Source organism: Kluyvera cryocrescens NBRC 102467 (assembly GCF_001571285.1).
GTDB classification, from domain to species: Bacteria; Pseudomonadota; Gammaproteobacteria; order Enterobacterales; family Enterobacteriaceae; genus Kluyvera; species Kluyvera cryocrescens.
Genome location: NZ_BCTM01000005.1, coordinates 1 through 15,975, shown reverse-complemented (window position 1 = coordinate 15,975; position 15,975 = coordinate 1). Strand labels below are relative to the sequence as shown.

The window sequence follows — 15,975 nt, the reverse complement described above, 5'->3', positions numbered from 1 at the left end:
GAAGCGAGTCAATCCCCGCCTCACCGCCATATTTTAAGAAGAGCTCGTACGCAAGTACGGGCTTTTTTTTCGCCTGTTGCACAGCCAGGCGGGGTGAGACCCCCGGAACCGGGGTCGACAACGGGCAACGCCCGTTGGACAGACGGCGAACGCAGTGAGCTGGCTGCCCGTCAGGGCGAGCGAAGCGAGTCAATCCCCCCGCCCCCTTAGCCATCCCCTTTAACTGCCCCACAAAAACCTATCGCACTCTCTTTGAACTGACGTAATCACGCTACGCCCTGCACCGCAATCCTATCAGCCACCTGTTCTGCCAGCCGCAGTCGTTCCGCCGTCAGCGGCGCATCAATGCGGATTTTTAGCTGCCCCACCACCCGCCCTTGAATCGGCTCACAGCTGCTATAAACAAGCCGGCTCCGTCCGCCCAACACGCCAGCAATATCCCGCAAATTTGGCTCCAGACCGTTAGCGCCGTTAAAATGCAGCGTCACCAACTGCTGGCCATCGCTCAACGGTTGCGTATTCTCCGCTCGTCCGTGATGCAGGGTTCCGAGCATCCCGCAGGTCACCTCGTGCTGCGGATCGCCAAACACCTGCCACACGGCTCCCTGCTCAATAATCTGCCCCTTTTCCAGCACGGCCACCTTATCGCACAGCGTGCGGATGACATCCATTTCATGAGTGATGAGAATAATCGTGAGTCCCAAACGCTGGTTAATTTCTTTCAGCAAACTCAGCACCGCCAGCGTATTCTCTGGATCCAACGCCGACGTGGCCTCATCGCAGAGTAAAATTTCCGGCTGAGTCACCAAAGCCCTCGCGATGCCGGTTCGCTGTTTTTGTCCACCAGAAAGCCGGGCGGGCCAGCTATCGCGCAACGACTCCAGTCCGACCAAACGCAATATATCGTCAACGCGCCGACGACGCTCACCCGCAGGGATGCCCGCCATCCGTAGCGGGAGCTCCACATTCTCTGCCACCGTTTTGGTCGCCATCAGGTTGAAATGCTGAAAGATCATCGCGACCCGACGGCGCAAATCGCGCAGTTGGCCTTTCCCTCCGCCGCCTATCGCCACGCCATTGATCGCGATCTCGCCACCATCGGCATTTTCCAGGCGATTAAACAGGCGTAGCAGCGTCGACTTTCCCGCACCGCTGCGGCCAATAATGCCGAAAATTTCACCCGCCTGAATATCCAGGCTGATGTTTTGCAATGCCTTAACGCCATTAGGGTATGCTTTGCTGATGCCGCTAAGGCGGATGTGAGGATGCTGTGCCATGCCTGTACTCCTAAAATCCTGGAACAATTTTTCCCTGATAGCGGGTCAGGATGAACTGACGAACCGCGTCAGAATTCAGCGCTTTTGCCAATTTCTGAATACCGGGATCGTTAATATTGTCCGGCCGCGCCACCAGGTATTCGACGTACAGACTTTTGCCTTTTTCCACTATCAGCGCCTTATCGGTATCAATCCCGGCCTCCAACGCATAGTTAGCAAAAATAAACGCTAAATCCACCTGACTCACCGCCCGCGCCAGCATCGCCCCTTCCAGCGGACGAATCTTGAAGTGATGCGGATTGCCGGTAATGTCTTTTTCCGCCGACTGTGGATCTTGCGGATTCTTCAGCGTGATCAGCCCGGCTTCAGCCAGCAGCACCAGCGCGCGCCCGGTATTCACCGGATCGTTTGGGATCGCAATCGTTGCGCCATCGGGAAGCTCTTTGATGCTTTTATATCGCGTCGAATAGGCACCAAATGGCTCAATATGGACGCCCACGACCGGCACCAGATTGGTGTGCCGGGTCTTGTTGTAATCATCGAGGAACGGCCGGTACTGGTAGTAGTTGGCATCAAGATTCTTCTCCGCCAGCTGCTGGTTAGGCTGGATAAAGTCGTTGAAGACCTTGATTTTTAAATCAACACCTTCCTTCGCCAGCTCCGGTTTCACAAACTCAAGGATCTCGGCATGGGGCACCGGCGTCGCGCCGACCACCAGCGTTTCGTTGGCGGTCGCAGAAAGAGAAAACAGCGCCAGCAGCCCGGCAATCACAGTTTTTTTCATCGTTTTATCCTGTTGCTATTTCTATTTACGGCTCATCCGGCGCACCAGACGGTCGCCGCTCATTTGTAAAACCTGCACCAGCGCAATCAGCAGCACCACCGTGACCGCCATGACATCGGTTTGGAAACGTTGATAGCCAAAACGGATGGCCAAATCCCCCAGCCCACCGCCACCAATGACCCCCGCCATCGAGGTGTAATCCACCAGTACAATGGCCGTCACCGTCACCGCCGCAATCAGCCCGGAACGCGACTCCGGCAGCAAGGTGTACCAGATTAGCTGCCAGGTACTGCCGCCCATGGCCCAACTGGCTTCCACCAGCCCGTGGTCTACCTCGCGCAGCGAGGTCTCTACCAGCCGGGCAAAAAATGGCGCACAGCCCGCCACCAGCGGCGGAATAGTGCCCTGTACGCCTAACGATGTGCCGGTTATCAGGGTGGTCAACGGGATCATCACAATCAGCAAAATAATGAATGGTAGCGAGCGCATCACGTTAACCAGCAACGAAAGTACCCGGTGCAGCAGCGGCGCATACAGTAAGCGCGGCTGCCCCGTCAGATACAAAATCACCCCCAGCGGTAGCCCAATGAGCACCGTGAAGCCAAGCGCCCAGGCCAACATGGTGAGGGTATCGATGCCCGCTTCTGCGACATCCCCCCAATCAATTCCGGCAAGAAAAGCGAGCATCGTTTCTCCTTAGTTCCAGTCGTGACGAGCAGGAGGCTTGCCGTTGAGTACCCAGTTGCCGAGCAGGTGATATTTCCAGCGCACCGGATCATGCAGCGTATGAACGCGGCCATTACGCCAGTGGCGGTCAAAGTTGTAGCGCGGATGGGTTGAGCGAGTACCGCCCAGTTCAAACAATCGGGTGGAAGCTTCAAGTGCGGCTTCGGTGGTAAAGATTTTAGCGCGCGCCACGGCGACCGAGGCCAGTGCCACCGTCACTTCGCTGAGATCATGCTTATAGCGATCCAGCACTTTGCCCGCCTGTTCCAGCAGCGCATCGGCGGCGGCCAGTTTGCTGTCGAGCGCACCAATCTGATAAATGGTTAGCGGGTCGTCCCCTGCCCGCGCCACGCCGGCATCAATCCACGGACGGGCAAACTGATTCACAAAGCTCACCGTATCATTGAGCGCTGCACGGGCAATCCCGGCATCGATAGCCGCGGTAGTGAGCTGTGCAAAAGGCCCGGCGAGCGTTGGCGTATCGTACGATTTCCAACTGGCGATCAGGTTGAAAGCGTCCACCAGCAAATTCTCTACAAGCACCGTACCGCTAGACGTCGTGCGCTGCCCGAGACAGGCCCAATCGTTAACTACCGTCAGGCCGGTTGAATGACGCGGGACAAACGCGAGCTGAGCGCGTCCGTCGTCATCAAGGGCCAGCACGCCCAGCCAGTGGGCATACAGCGAACCGGTGCAATAGCCTTTACGGCCAGTAATTCGCAGGCCATCGGCGGTTTTCGTCAGCCGGGTTTGAATATCCTGCACCGTCTTGCCACCGGTCTCCGACAGCGCATTAGCAAAACGATGCCCGGCCAACGCCAGTTTGAAGAAAAACTGCTGCTGTTCTTCGCTGCCCTGCAAACGGATATCCTCCAGCAGGCAGTAATGGTTTTGCGGGATTTGCCCCAGCGCCGGGTCCGCCGCTGAGATAATGGCAATCACCGCCGCCAGCGTGGCTGCCGACACATCGGCACCGCCAAACTGGCGCGGCACGGTAATGCCCCACAGGCCGCTATTGGAGTAGGTATCAACCACTTCCGGCGGGACGAAGCCGCTAAGGTCGCGTTCAGAAGCACCTATTTGCAGAAAGGCGGCAATCTCATGCGCAATACTGATCGCCTCCTCATCACTGGTAATGTGATGGGCGTGAGGGGCGTGTTGGGTATAGTCTGGTGCGTCCTGGTTTACTGGCATAGCATCATCTCTTTTCGTGTTATTAATATCGTCAAATACACATATCTGACTGATATTTATACATATCTATTTTTGGAATAAATTATTGCATCGTTAACCATTTAGGTTATATGTGTTGATAGCAAAGTTTATGCCAGCTTGTAGGAGGCGGTTTATCAAGGGATTGGCGGTAATAACGGGCCATGAGCAGTGTGAAATACAACAACCGTGGCGGCAGGCTGTTGTAAATACAACAGCCAGAAACAACAAAGCCCGGTTTCCCGGGCTTTGCAGAGGTAACAACGCTTAGTAGTAGGCATTCAGCGTACGCTGGCAGAGCGCCGAGCGTACGCAGTCGTCTTTGGTGAAACGCACAATCCCTATCATCTCATCTTCTTCAAAGCGGGCCATGGCATCGCTCAGGCCAGACTGAACGCCGCGCGGTAAATCACACTGGGTGATATCCCCGTTGACGATAACCGTGACGTTCTCCCCGAGGCGAGTTAAAAACATCTTCATCTGCGACGCGGTAACATTCTGAGCCTCATCAAGAATGACCACGGCATTTTCAAAGGTTCGTCCGCGCATATAGGCGAACGGCGCGATCTCTACCTTGCCGATCTCAGGGCGCAGGCAATACTGCATAAAGGAGGCACCCAGCCGTTTCACCAGTACGTCGTAGACGGGGCGAAAATACGGGGCGAATTTCTCCGAGATGTCTCCGGGCAGGAACCCCAGGTCCTCATCGGCCTGAAGAACGGGACGCGTCACAATAATCTTCTCCACATCCTTGTGAATGAGCGCCTCTGCAGCTTTCGCCGCACTGATCCAGGTTTTGCCGCAGCCCGCTTCGCCGGTAGCGAAGATCAGCTGCTTACTCTCGATAGCATTCAGGTAGTGGGCCTGAGCGTCATTGCGGGGGGCGATGGGTGAATGGTCGCGGCAATCCCGCGCCATGCCAATCGCTTCCACGCCACTCATCTGCACAAGCGAGGTGACCGATTCTTCTTCACGTTGTTTGTGACTGCGTGAATCCCGTCTCAGCACACGTTTTGCTTCGCGACGAGCTTTGATCACTGCTTTCTGTCTTCCCATGGATAGCACCTTGAGTTGTTGGTTTACATCACACGCGCCAAAAACAGCGCGATTATGCGCACGAACGTCTGAGGTTTGGCTTCCTTGTAAGCCATAGCAACTGCCAGTCGAAATGACGCCAACGCGCGGCTACGCGCACCGCGAATAGCATCGTTTACTTCAAGTTGAATTCTGCATGGGGAAAAAATTGGGGTGACGAAATCGCTGCCGGAGAGGGGGCCTCCGCGCTGGATGGTGCGGGTTGAGGTACTGCTTAGTCCAATCAAGGACGCTACCATTCGCGATCTCCATAGTGAAACTACATCACTGTCGGGAACTACCGCTCTACTTATTATTTACACCATAGAACATAAATAGTGCAACATAAAATTTACATAAATATAACGATAGTGCTCAGGGATAGCATCTGACAATCATGTGGCAGTTTTATGTCAATACGGGGAGAAATGAAAAAAAAGTGCTGATTTCTGGCGATATTCTTAACTGTTGACGCTACCAGGGGTCGCATCGCTCCCCCGGGCTATAAATAGGTGCAATCGTCACCCGGCGACGCATCGCCGGGTATGTACTCAGGCTTCCAGCAGCGTGCTGCCTAAATACGCCTTTTCAGACACCGCCCCCGGCAGCACAAAGAAATAGCCGCCGCCAATGGGTTTCACGTACTCTTCCAGCGCCTCGCCGTTAAGCCGCTTTTGTACCGTCAGGAAGCCTTTTTCAAGGTCGTGCTGATAGCAAACAAACAGCAGTCCCATGTCGAGCTGACCGGAGTTAGTCACCCCCAGCGAATAGCTGTAGCCACGGCGCATCATCAGGCTGGATTCCGTCTCTTTGGTGCGCGGGTTGGCCAGACGAATATGGCTATCCAGGGCAATCACCTCCCCTTCCGGATCGCGGCTGTAGTCCGGCACATCGTGTTCAAGCTTCATGCCCAGCGGCGCACCGCTGTGCTTATCGCGACCAAAAATGGTCTGCTGCTCTTTAAGCGGCGTGCGATCCCAAAACTCGACGTGGAACTGAATAATCCGCACCGCCTGATAAGAGCCGCCTAGCGCCCAGGCTGGCTCACCCTGATCGCGGGTAACCCACACCACTTCGTCCATCAACGGTTTATTGCTGCCGTCGGGATTAGCGGTACCGTCTTTAAAGCCCAGCAGATTGACCGGAGTCTCTTTGCCCTTACTGCGCGCCGCATGGTCAGAGATAAACCCTTCCCGCTTCCAGCGCACGCTGAGTAAGTCCGGCGTATGCTTGATGATATCGCGCAGGGCGTGGATCACCGTATCCTGAGTGTTGGCGCAAATCTGCAGCAGCAGATCGCCATGACACAGAGCGGCATCCAATGAATCGTTGGGAAAACGCGTCATTTTTTGCAGCTTTTTCGGGGCCTTATCGGCCAGCCCAAAGCGCGAATCAAACAGCGAATGACCTACAGAAAGCGTCATGGTCAGGTTATCCGGGGAGATATAGGCCCCGAGAATACCGGAATCCATCGGCGGCAAACGCGGATTGGGCGTGTCCGGCGCCGGGCCTCCGGTGGTCAGAAACGCAATGCGCGCGGTCAACAACCGAAAGAGTCGCTCCAGTTCAGCTTTATCCCCCGCCAGTACGTCAAATGCCACCAGCATCATCGAGGCCTGCTGCGGCGTCAGCACGCCGGCCTGATGCACGCCGTAAAATGGCTGCGTTTCCATCCGGCTGTTCGCGGTGGTGGCAGGCGCATCGCTGCTTTTTGCCGCGTGTGCCACCGGGCAACCGCCGGAAATCGCCAGCGCGCCTCCCAGCGCGCCGATCCCTTTTAATAAACGACGACGTGATGGTTCATTCAGGTCGTCAATCTGCTGCTTTGCCATGGTGCTTAGTCCAGACCCAGGATCCCACGCAGCTGCGCCAGATCTTCCGCCAGTGTGGTGATCGGCCCTTTCAGCGCGTTGCGGTCAGCGTCGGTCAGTTTGTCGTAGGTTTCATAACCGTCTTTGGTACGATACTTCGCCAGAATCGCGTCAACTTTCTTGAAGTTGGCATCGACTTTCGCCAGCAGCGCGCTGTTTTCTTTTTGCAGCTGTGGACGCAGCAGGTCAACAATCTTCTGCGCGCCATCGATATTGGCCTGGAAATCCCACAGGTCGGTGTGGCTGTAGCGGTCTTCTTCACCGCTGATTTTGCTTGCCGCCACTTCTTCGATAAGCCCAGCCGCGCCGCCAACCACTTTTGATGGCGGGAACGCCAGCTCGTTAATCCGTTTTTGCAGTTCCAGCACATCGGTATTGAGCTGGTCAGCATAGTGCTCCATGCCTTTGACGCTGTTGTCGCCAAACAGTGCTTTTTCCAGACGGTGGAAGCCGGTGAATTTCGGATCCGCCGCTTTCTGCTCGTAGTCGTCTTCACGGGCATCGATGCTGCCGTCAAGGTCAGAGAACAGTTCCGCAATCGGTTCGATACGCTCGTAATGCTGACGGGTTGGCGCATACAGCGATTTGGCCTTCTCGATATCGCCGGCTTTCACCGCGTCGGTAAAGGCTTTGGTCCCTTTCACCAGCTCAGCGGTTTCCGCGGTCACGTAGGCTTTGTAAGCGGTAATGGCGGCACCGAGATCCAGCAGCGCATTGGCTTTTGCCGCATCTTCGGTCGCTTTGCCTTTAACAATCAGCTTGCCTTTCGGGTTGGTCAGCAGGCCGCAGGTCATGTCGTATTCGCCCGGCTGCAGGTTAGCGGTCATCTTCTGGGTAAAGCCCGGCGCAATGTTTTCGCGCTCTTCCACTACCATGACCCCTTTGAGGATCTCCCACTCCAGCGCTTTCTGGCTGTGGTTCTGGATGATGAACTGCGTTTTACCGGCATTGACGGTGATGGACATCGGTTCACACTGTTTGTCGTTTACCGTGACTTTAACCTGCGGAATATCCGCAGCGTGCGCCATAAACGCGGTCGAGAAGAGTGCGGCGATGCCCATCTGCAACGCACTGCGGCGGAAGTTCTTCGTCATGTTCCATCCCTTTCAATAAAGTTTGTTGTCACTAAGCAACCGTTATCAGCCTCAAGGGGCGATACGTGATGTTGATGTTGTTACGCGCGGTGGCCAGAAGAACAGCACCAGTGCGGGAATCAGATACAGGAAATAAACCGCCACTTCGCTAACGCTCGGCGCTTCCTGATAACCAAAGATGCCCTCCAGCAGCGTGCCGAAAAGCGAATGGGTGGTCAGCGTACCGCTCAGGTCAAAGGCGACATCCTGGAACGCATTCCACAGCCCAGCCTCGTGGAAAGCGCGAATTGCGCCCGCCGCCAGCCCGGCCGCCACCAGCAGAATAAACAGGCTCGTCCAGCGGAAGAAGACGCCGAGATTGAGGCGAATACCGCCCCAATACAGCAGAAAGCCCAGCACGATAGCCGTGGCAAGGCCGAGAATGGCGCCCAGCGGCGGCCAAATACCGAGATCCTGCTGGAATGCCGCCAACAGGAAGAACACCGACTCCAGCCCTTCACGCGCTACGGCGAAAAAGACCATCATGATCAGCGCCCAGCCGTGGTTATTGCCCTTTTGCAGCGCGTTATCCACCGCCTGTTCCAGCTGCTGTTTGACGTTGCGGGACACCTTACGCATCCAGAACACCATCCACGTCAGGATGACCACGGCGATAACCGCCACCAGGCCTTCAAACAGCTCCTGCTCTTTTTGCGGGAACTCGCCGGTGGTCTCGTTAATGAAGATGCCCAGGCCTAAGCACAGTGCGGCGGCAAGGATCACGCCAATCCACATCACCCCAATCCAGCGCCCGCGCTGGGTACGTTTCAGATAGCTGGCAATCAGGCTGACAATCAGCGCCGCTTCCAGCCCTTCGCGCAGCATAATGAGAAAAGGAACAAACATGCAGACATCCTTAAATGTGAAACGCCGTCAACTTTTGCAAAGACAGGTAAATGTGAGTGATAGTGATTATCATTAAGCCAAAAAGAAACACAAGTGAAATGTGTGGGAAATAATGACGAGATGTAAAAGGATAGCGAATAAATAGTTGCGATGATTATCACTAGCAAACTAAGGCCGGTATACACTAACGCAAACTCAGCGTAATGCGGAGTTGAGTACCCAATTCCGTTCAGATTCGCAGCCGGTTGCGTTCCTTGTTCATCACATGCCCTATAACCTGAATGGCGCAAGGAGCGCGCAGGGGGCGGACAATTACCTCCGCCCCCCTGCACCCCCGCGCTCTGGCGGCAGAATCGCCGCTTCGCGGTTCCCTCTGCTTATGCCTTCCGGCTTTCGGGTCGGGCGCGAGGTAACATCCCTGTAAAGCCGCGCCCTCAGCCCACATCCCTGTGGGCTGCCCCGGCCTCCAGGCAACGCCTCGGCGATTCAGACGCCACCTATGTCGCTTTAGTCTTTCTGCTAACAGTTAAAATCAGTGTCGCTGGAACCGATGAGTCCCCGCTTGAAATCGGTGAGCCGGAGAAAGGAAGACAAGGTCAGGCCGCCAGGGATGGCGGACTGAGGCGAACCGAGACACGACAAAATTGCCGGGAGCAATGTTGAACAACGCTTGCGTTGGCCCGAAGGGCGAGTCCCAGGGATGGGACGAGTAGCGTCGAGTTTCGCCGTGCCGCAGACTGGAGCTCGCAGGCGAACGCAGTGTGAAGCACCGATTTCACCGCGGGGCCGCGGGGATTGTTAAGGGGGGCGCGACGCCCCCCTTAACCCGTTCACGGGTGCAGGTGTTTCATCTTCTGCAAACATAAAGTGAACGGAATTTTGTGCTTACCTGACCAGCATTACGCCCTCAGCGGGCTTGAACTTACTCTTCCTGTAAACGCGACGGCGGTGCGGAATGATAATGTGCATCCGCTTTGGCAAAACGTTCCTGCATGCTGGCCGATGGTGCTTTGCCCAGCAGGCTGAACACCACGATACCGATGCTACCGAAGATAAAGCCCGGAATGATTTCATACAGGCCCAGCCACGCGAACTGTTTCCAGACGATGACCGTCAGCGCACCGATAATCATCCCCGCCAGCGCACCGTTACGGGTCATACGTGACCACATCACCGAGAACAGCACCACCGGACCAAACGCCGCACCGAAGCCTGCCCATGCATAGCTCACCAGGCCCAGCACGCGGTTTTCCGGGTTTGCCGCCAGCGCAATCGCCACCAGCGCAACCGCCAGCACCATAAAGCGCCCTACCCACACCAGCTCTTTCTGGCTGGCGTTTTTACGCAGGAACGCCTTATACAGATCTTCGGTAATCGCACTTGAGCACACCAGCAGCTGGCAGCTTAAGGTCGACATCACCGCCGCCAGAATGGCAGACAGCAGGATACCGGCAATCCATGGGTTAAACAGGATCTGCGCCAGCTCGATAAACACGCGCTCGGCGTTCTGACTGACCGGCCCAGCAAGCGCCGGGTTGTTTTGGAAGTAGGCAATACCGAAGAAGCCTACCGCCACTGCACCGGCGAGGCAGAGGATCATCCAGGTCATACTGATACGACGCGCGTGAACAATGCTGTGGTGGGAATCAGCAGCCATAAAGCGCGCCAGAATGTGCGGTTGACCGAAATAGCCCAGGCCCCAGCCCATCAGCGAAATAATGGCGACGAAGTTCAGCCCTTTGAGCATATCGATATTTTCAATGCTCTTTTGCTTAATCACTTCCAGCGAATCGCCCAGCCCGCCGACGGCGAAAATAACGATCACCGGCGTCAGAATCAGCGCGAAAATCATCAGGCTCGCCTGCACGGTATCAGTCCAGCTCACCGCGAGGAATCCACCGATAAAGGTGTACAGAATGGTCGCCGCGGCACCGGCCCACAGCGCCGTTTCGTAGCTCATGCCAAAGGTGCTTTCAAACAGACGCGCCCCTGCCACGATGCCCGATGCACAGTAGATGGTGAAGAACAGCAAAATAACCAGCGCCGAGATAATACGCAGTACGCGGCTATTATCTTCAAAGCGGCCGGTGAAATAATCCGGCAGCGTTAAGGCGTTATTATTGGCTTCGGTATGCACGCGCAAACGCCCGGCCACCAATTTCCAGTTGATCCACGCACCAACGGTTAAGCCGATAGCAATCCAGCTTTCCGAAATACCGGCGATGAAAATCGCCCCCGGCAGGCCCATCAACAGCCAGCCGCTCATATCGGAGGCCCCAGCAGACAGCGCGGTCACGAATGGCCCTAAACTACGGCCGCCAAGAATATAATCATCAAAGTTTTTAGTGTTACGCCAGGCGAAAAAGCCAATGAGGATCATGCCAAAAATATAAACAAGAAAGGTCACCAGCATCGGTGTGCTAATAGTCATTACGATCTCCAGAACTTGAACCTATCCCGATAGGTTCTTATTTATCGGCAATATCCCAGTTTGCCGTTTTTATCATTGCCGGAACGGGGCAATAATTTGAGGCGACCGTATCCTGACGGAAGCTGAATTTTTTCACAAATGATTTAACACTGCATTTACAATGAATGCATCACTGTAATCAGAGCATTTTTCTATAGGTTGCACTCTCTCACGCTTTTTCGGGTTGCACCACGAATAAGTGTTAAGTAGCGCATAAAATAACGTTTTCCCGAGAGCGGACTGGCGCACTTATCATAAGTTTTACCATTAACATTCAATTCATTTTTAACCCTGCAACGGACATCACATTTAACACGGTTGCACAAAGTTGCAACATGATAGATATTCCTGTTACGCAATTAATAAGATAACCAAGCAACAGGAGTAGATGGCATGGGCACCACCACCATGGGGGTTAAGCTGGATGACGCAACCCGTGAGCGTATTAAGAGCGCGGCGACTCGAATTGACCGCACCCCTCACTGGCTCATCAAGCAGGCAATTTTTAATTATCTGGAAAAGCTAGAGAACAACGAAACCCTGCCGGAACTGCCTGCGCTGCTCTCCGGTGCTGCCAATGAGAGCGACGAAGCCGCACCCGCGGCCGAAGATAACCATCAACCGTTCCTCGAATTCGCCGAACAGATCCTGCCACAGTCCGTCACTCGCGCGGCGATCACTGCGGCCTGGCGCCGTAGCGAAACCGACGCCGTACCGATGCTGATGGAACAGGCGCGTCTGCCGCAGCCGATTGCTGAGCAGGCGCACCAGTTGGCCTGGACGCTGGCTGAAAAGCTGCGTAATCAGAAAACCGCCAGCGGCCGTGCCGGCATGGTGCAGAGCCTGCTGCAAGAGTTTTCCCTCTCCTCACAGGAAGGTGTGGCGCTGATGTGCCTCGCGGAAGCGCTGCTGCGTATTCCGGATAAAGCCACCCGCGATGCGTTAATCCGCGACAAAATCAGCAACGGTAACTGGCAGTCACATATTGGCCGCAGCCCGTCGCTGTTCGTCAATGCCGCCACCTGGGGGCTGCTGTTTACCGGCAAACTGGTCTCTACTCACAATGAAACCAGCCTGTCGCGTTCGCTGAACCGCATTATCGGTAAGAGCGGTGAACCACTGGTACGCAAAGGCGTGGACATGGCGATGCGCCTGATGGGCGAGCAGTTCGTTACCGGCGAGACCATCGCCGAAGCGCTGGCCAACGCCCGTAAGCTCGAAGACAAAGGCTTCCGCTACTCCTACGACATGTTAGGTGAAGCTGCGCTGACGGCCGCCGATGCCCAGGCCTATATGGTCTCTTACCAGCAGGCAATCCACGCCATTGGTAAAGCATCCAACGGTCGCGGCATCTATGAAGGCCCAGGGATCTCTATCAAGCTCTCTGCCCTGCACCCTCGCTACAGCCGCGCACAGTATGACCGGGTGATGGAAGAGCTGTACCCGCGCCTGAAATCACTGACCCTGCTGGCGCGCCAGTACGATATCGGTATTAACATTGACGCTGAAGAAGCCGATCGTCTGGAAATCTCCCTCGATCTGCTGGAAAAACTGTGCTTTGAGCCAGAGCTGGCCGGCTGGAACGGTATCGGCTTTGTTATTCAGGCCTACCAGAAGCGCTGCCCGTTCGTCATTGATTATCTGATTGATCTTGCCACCCGCAGCCGTCGTCGCCTGATGATCCGTCTGGTGAAAGGCGCGTACTGGGATAGCGAAATTAAACGCGCCCAGATGGACGGCCTTGAAGGCTACCCGGTCTATACCCGTAAGGTCTATACCGACGTCTCCTATCTGGCCTGTGCCAAGAAGCTGCTGGGCGTGCCAAGCCTTATCTACCCGCAGTTTGCCACCCATAACGCCCATACGCTGGCGGCGATTTATCAGTTGGCGGGGCAAAACTACTATCCGGGTCAGTACGAGTTCCAGTGCCTGCACGGCATGGGTGAGCCGCTGTATGAGCAGGTGGTCGGTAAAGTGGCCGATGGCAAGCTGAACCGTCCGTGCCGTATCTATGCGCCGGTCGGCACCCACGAAACTTTGCTGGCCTATCTGGTGCGTCGTCTGCTGGAAAACGGGGCCAACACCTCATTCGTGAACCGTATCGCCGACAGCAGCCTGCCGCTGGATGAGCTGGTGGCCGACCCGGTGCTGGCGGTTGAAAAAATGGCCTTGCAGGAAGGTGCTGCCGGTCTGCCGCACCCGAAAATTCCGCTGCCGCGCGATCTGTACGGCAACGGCCGCGTGAACTCCGCCGGTCTGGATCTGGCCAACGAACACCGCCTGGCCTCGCTGTCTTCTTCGCTGCTCAACAGCGCACTGCAAAAATGGTCCGCTAAACCGATGCTTGAGCATCCGGTCGCTGACGGCAACATGACGGCGGTAGTTAACCCGGCAGAGCCGAAAGATATCGTCGGCTATGTACGCGAAGCAAGCGAAAGCGAAGTGGAACAGGCGCTGGAAAGCGCGGTGAATAACGCGCCAATTTGGTTTGCAACGCCGCCGCAGGAGCGCGCCGCTATCCTCGAACGCGCCGCGATCCTGATGGAAGATCAGATGCAGCCGCTGATGGGGATCCTGGTACGTGAAGCCGGAAAAACCTTCAGTAACGCGATTGCTGAAGTCCGCGAAGCCGTCGATTTCCTGCACTACTATGCAGGCCAGGTTCGTGATGATTTTGACAATGAAACCCACCGCCCACTAGGCCCAGTGGTCTGTATCAGCCCGTGGAACTTCCCGCTGGCGATCTTTATGGGCCAGATTGCCGCCGCCCTCGCCGCTGGCAACAGCGTGCTGGCAAAACCGGCTGAGCAAACGCCGCTTATCGCCGCGCAGGGTATTGCGCTGCTGCTGGAAGCCGGCGTACCGCCGGGCGTGGTACAACTGCTGCCAGGCCGCGGTGAAACCGTCGGTGCGCAATTGACCGCCGATAACCGCGTTCGCGGGGTGATGTTCACCGGCTCCACCGATGTCGCCACTCTGCTACAGCGTAATATCGCTACCCGACTGGATGCTCAGGGCCGCCCAACGCCGCTTATCGCCGAAACCGGCGGGATGAACGCCATGATCGTCGACTCCTCAGCACTCACTGAGCAGGTGGTGGTGGATGTAGTCGCTTCCGCCTTTGATAGCGCCGGACAGCGCTGCTCGGCGCTGCGCGTGCTGTGTCTACAGGATGACGTTGCCGAGCACACCCTGACCATGCTGCGCGGGGCGATGGCCGAATGCCGTATGGGCAACCCAGGCCGTCTGACCACCGACATTGGGCCGGTTATCGATGCTGAAGCCAAAGCCGGTATTGAAAACCACATCCAGGCAATGCGCGCTAAAGGTCGTAAGGTCTTCCAGGCCGCGCGTGAAAACGCCGACGACAGCCGCGAATGGCAGAGTGGAACCTTTATTCCGCCAACGCTGATTGAGCTGGAAAGCTTCGATGAGCTGAAAAAAGAGGTCTTCGGTCCGGTACTGCACGTCGTGCGCTACAGCCGCAACCAGCTTGAGGCACTGATCGGCCAGATCAACGACTCCGGCTACGGCCTGACGCTGGGCGTTCACACCCGTATTGACGAAACCATCGCCCAGGTGACCGGCAGCGCGAAAGTGGGCAACCTGTACGTCAACCGTAATATGGTCGGCGCCGTAGTTGGCGTGCAGCCGTTCGGTGGCGAAGGTCTTTCGGGTACCGGTCCGAAAGCCGGCGGCCCAATGTATCTCTACCGCCTGCTGGCAAGCCGTCCGGAAACGGCGCTGGCGACCACGCTGGCGCGTCAGGATGCAGGCCAGGTTGTCGACACGCAGCTGAAAACGCTGCTGGAGAAACCGCTGACCGAGCTGCAGGGCTGGCTGTCAAATCGTCCGGAACTGTTGGCGCTCAGCAAGCAGTACAGCGAACTGGCGCAGGCCGGAACCCAACGCGTGCTGCCGGGGCCAACCGGCGAGCGTAACACCTGGACGCTGGTGCCGCGTGAACGCGTACTGTGCGTTGCCGATAACGAGATGGATCTGCTAACGCAGTTGGCCGCCGTACTGGCGGTGGGCAGTGAAGTACTGTGGACCGATGCGCCGCTGCAGCGTGAACTGGCGAAGTCACTGCCAAAAGCGGTGACCGAGCGCCTGCACTTTGCCAAGCCTGACGCCTTGATGAACGCGTTCTTCGATGCGGTTATCTACCACGGCGACTCCGATCAGCTTCGCGAACTGTGTGAACTGGTCGCGGCGCGCGATGGCGCTATCGTGTCGGTGCAAGGCTTTGCACGCGGGGAAACCAACCTGCTGCTTGAGCGTCTGTACCACGAACGTTCGCTTAGCGTGAATACTGCGGCAGCAGGCGGTAACGCCAGTCTGATGACTATTGGTTAAGTTAGGTGCAATATTCCGTTCACCTTATGTTTTGTAGAATATGAAACATCTGTACCCGTGAACGGGCTAAGGGGGGCGCCGCGCCCCCCTTTGCAATCCCCGCGGCCCCGCGGCGAAATCGGTGCTTCGCACTGCGTTCGCCTGCGAATTCCAGCCTGCGGCACGGCGAAACTTGACGCTACTCGTCCCATCCCAGGGACTCGCCCTTCGGGCCAACGCAAGCGTG

10 protein-coding genes are annotated in these 15,975 nt (G+C 56.4%); 1 reads left to right on the top strand and 9 read right to left on the bottom strand.

The window, feature by feature from the left end; translation table 11 throughout:
* Positions 1-266: 266 nt before the first annotated feature.
* The 9 genes from KCR01S_RS04200 to putP all read right to left on the bottom strand — a co-directional run bounded on the left by KCR01S_RS04200 (position 267) and on the right by putP (position 11,354).
* Complete coding sequence (locus KCR01S_RS04200; protein ID WP_061280058.1) at positions 267-1,277, bottom strand: methionine ABC transporter ATP-binding protein; 1,011 nt, start codon at positions 1,275-1,277, stop codon at positions 267-269.
* 10 nt (positions 1,278-1,287) lie between these two features.
* Complete coding sequence (locus tag KCR01S_RS04195) at positions 1,288-2,061, bottom strand: MetQ/NlpA family ABC transporter substrate-binding protein (RefSeq protein ID WP_061280056.1); 774 nt, start codon at positions 2,059-2,061, stop codon at positions 1,288-1,290.
* 21 nt (positions 2,062-2,082) lie between these two features.
* Positions 2,083-2,748 carry a methionine ABC transporter permease gene (locus KCR01S_RS04190; protein ID WP_061280054.1) on the bottom strand — a complete coding sequence of 222 codons (666 nt, stop codon included), beginning with the start codon at positions 2,746-2,748 and terminating at the stop codon, positions 2,083-2,085.
* 9 nt (positions 2,749-2,757) lie between these two features.
* On the bottom strand, positions 2,758-3,981 hold the full coding sequence (locus KCR01S_RS04185; RefSeq protein ID WP_061280051.1) for an SfnB family sulfur acquisition oxidoreductase: 1,224 nt from the start codon (positions 3,979-3,981) through the stop codon (positions 2,758-2,760).
* A 285-nt stretch (positions 3,982-4,266) separates the two neighbouring features.
* Entirely contained in the window at positions 4,267-5,055 is a 789-nt protein-coding gene (gene phoH / locus KCR01S_RS04180; protein WP_061280048.1) for a phosphate starvation-inducible protein PhoH, read from the bottom strand.
* Between the two features lie 569 nt (positions 5,056-5,624).
* Positions 5,625-6,905, bottom strand: a complete 1,281-nt coding sequence (efeB, locus tag KCR01S_RS04170; protein WP_061280043.1) for an iron uptake transporter deferrochelatase/peroxidase subunit — start codon at positions 6,903-6,905, stop codon at positions 5,625-5,627.
* A gap of 5 nt (positions 6,906-6,910) precedes the next feature.
* Positions 6,911-8,038, bottom strand: a complete 1,128-nt coding sequence (gene efeO / locus KCR01S_RS04165; protein WP_061280041.1) for an iron uptake system protein EfeO — start codon at positions 8,036-8,038, stop codon at positions 6,911-6,913.
* Positions 8,039-8,089: 51 nt separating this feature from the next.
* Complete coding sequence (gene efeU, locus KCR01S_RS04160) at positions 8,090-8,923, bottom strand: iron uptake transporter permease EfeU (protein ID WP_061280039.1); 834 nt, start codon at positions 8,921-8,923, stop codon at positions 8,090-8,092.
* A gap of 922 nt (positions 8,924-9,845) precedes the next feature.
* Positions 9,846-11,354, bottom strand: coding sequence for a sodium/proline symporter PutP (putP, locus tag KCR01S_RS04150; protein WP_061280035.1), 1,509 nt, complete (start codon positions 11,352-11,354; stop codon positions 9,846-9,848).
* Positions 11,355-11,786: 432 nt separating this feature from the next.
* Between putP and putA the strand changes: the two genes are divergently transcribed.
* Positions 11,787-15,749 carry a trifunctional transcriptional regulator/proline dehydrogenase/L-glutamate gamma-semialdehyde dehydrogenase gene (gene putA, locus KCR01S_RS04145; protein ID WP_061280033.1) on the top strand — a complete coding sequence of 1,321 codons (3,963 nt, stop codon included), beginning with the start codon at positions 11,787-11,789 and terminating at the stop codon, positions 15,747-15,749.
* Positions 15,750-15,975 lie beyond the last annotated feature (226 nt).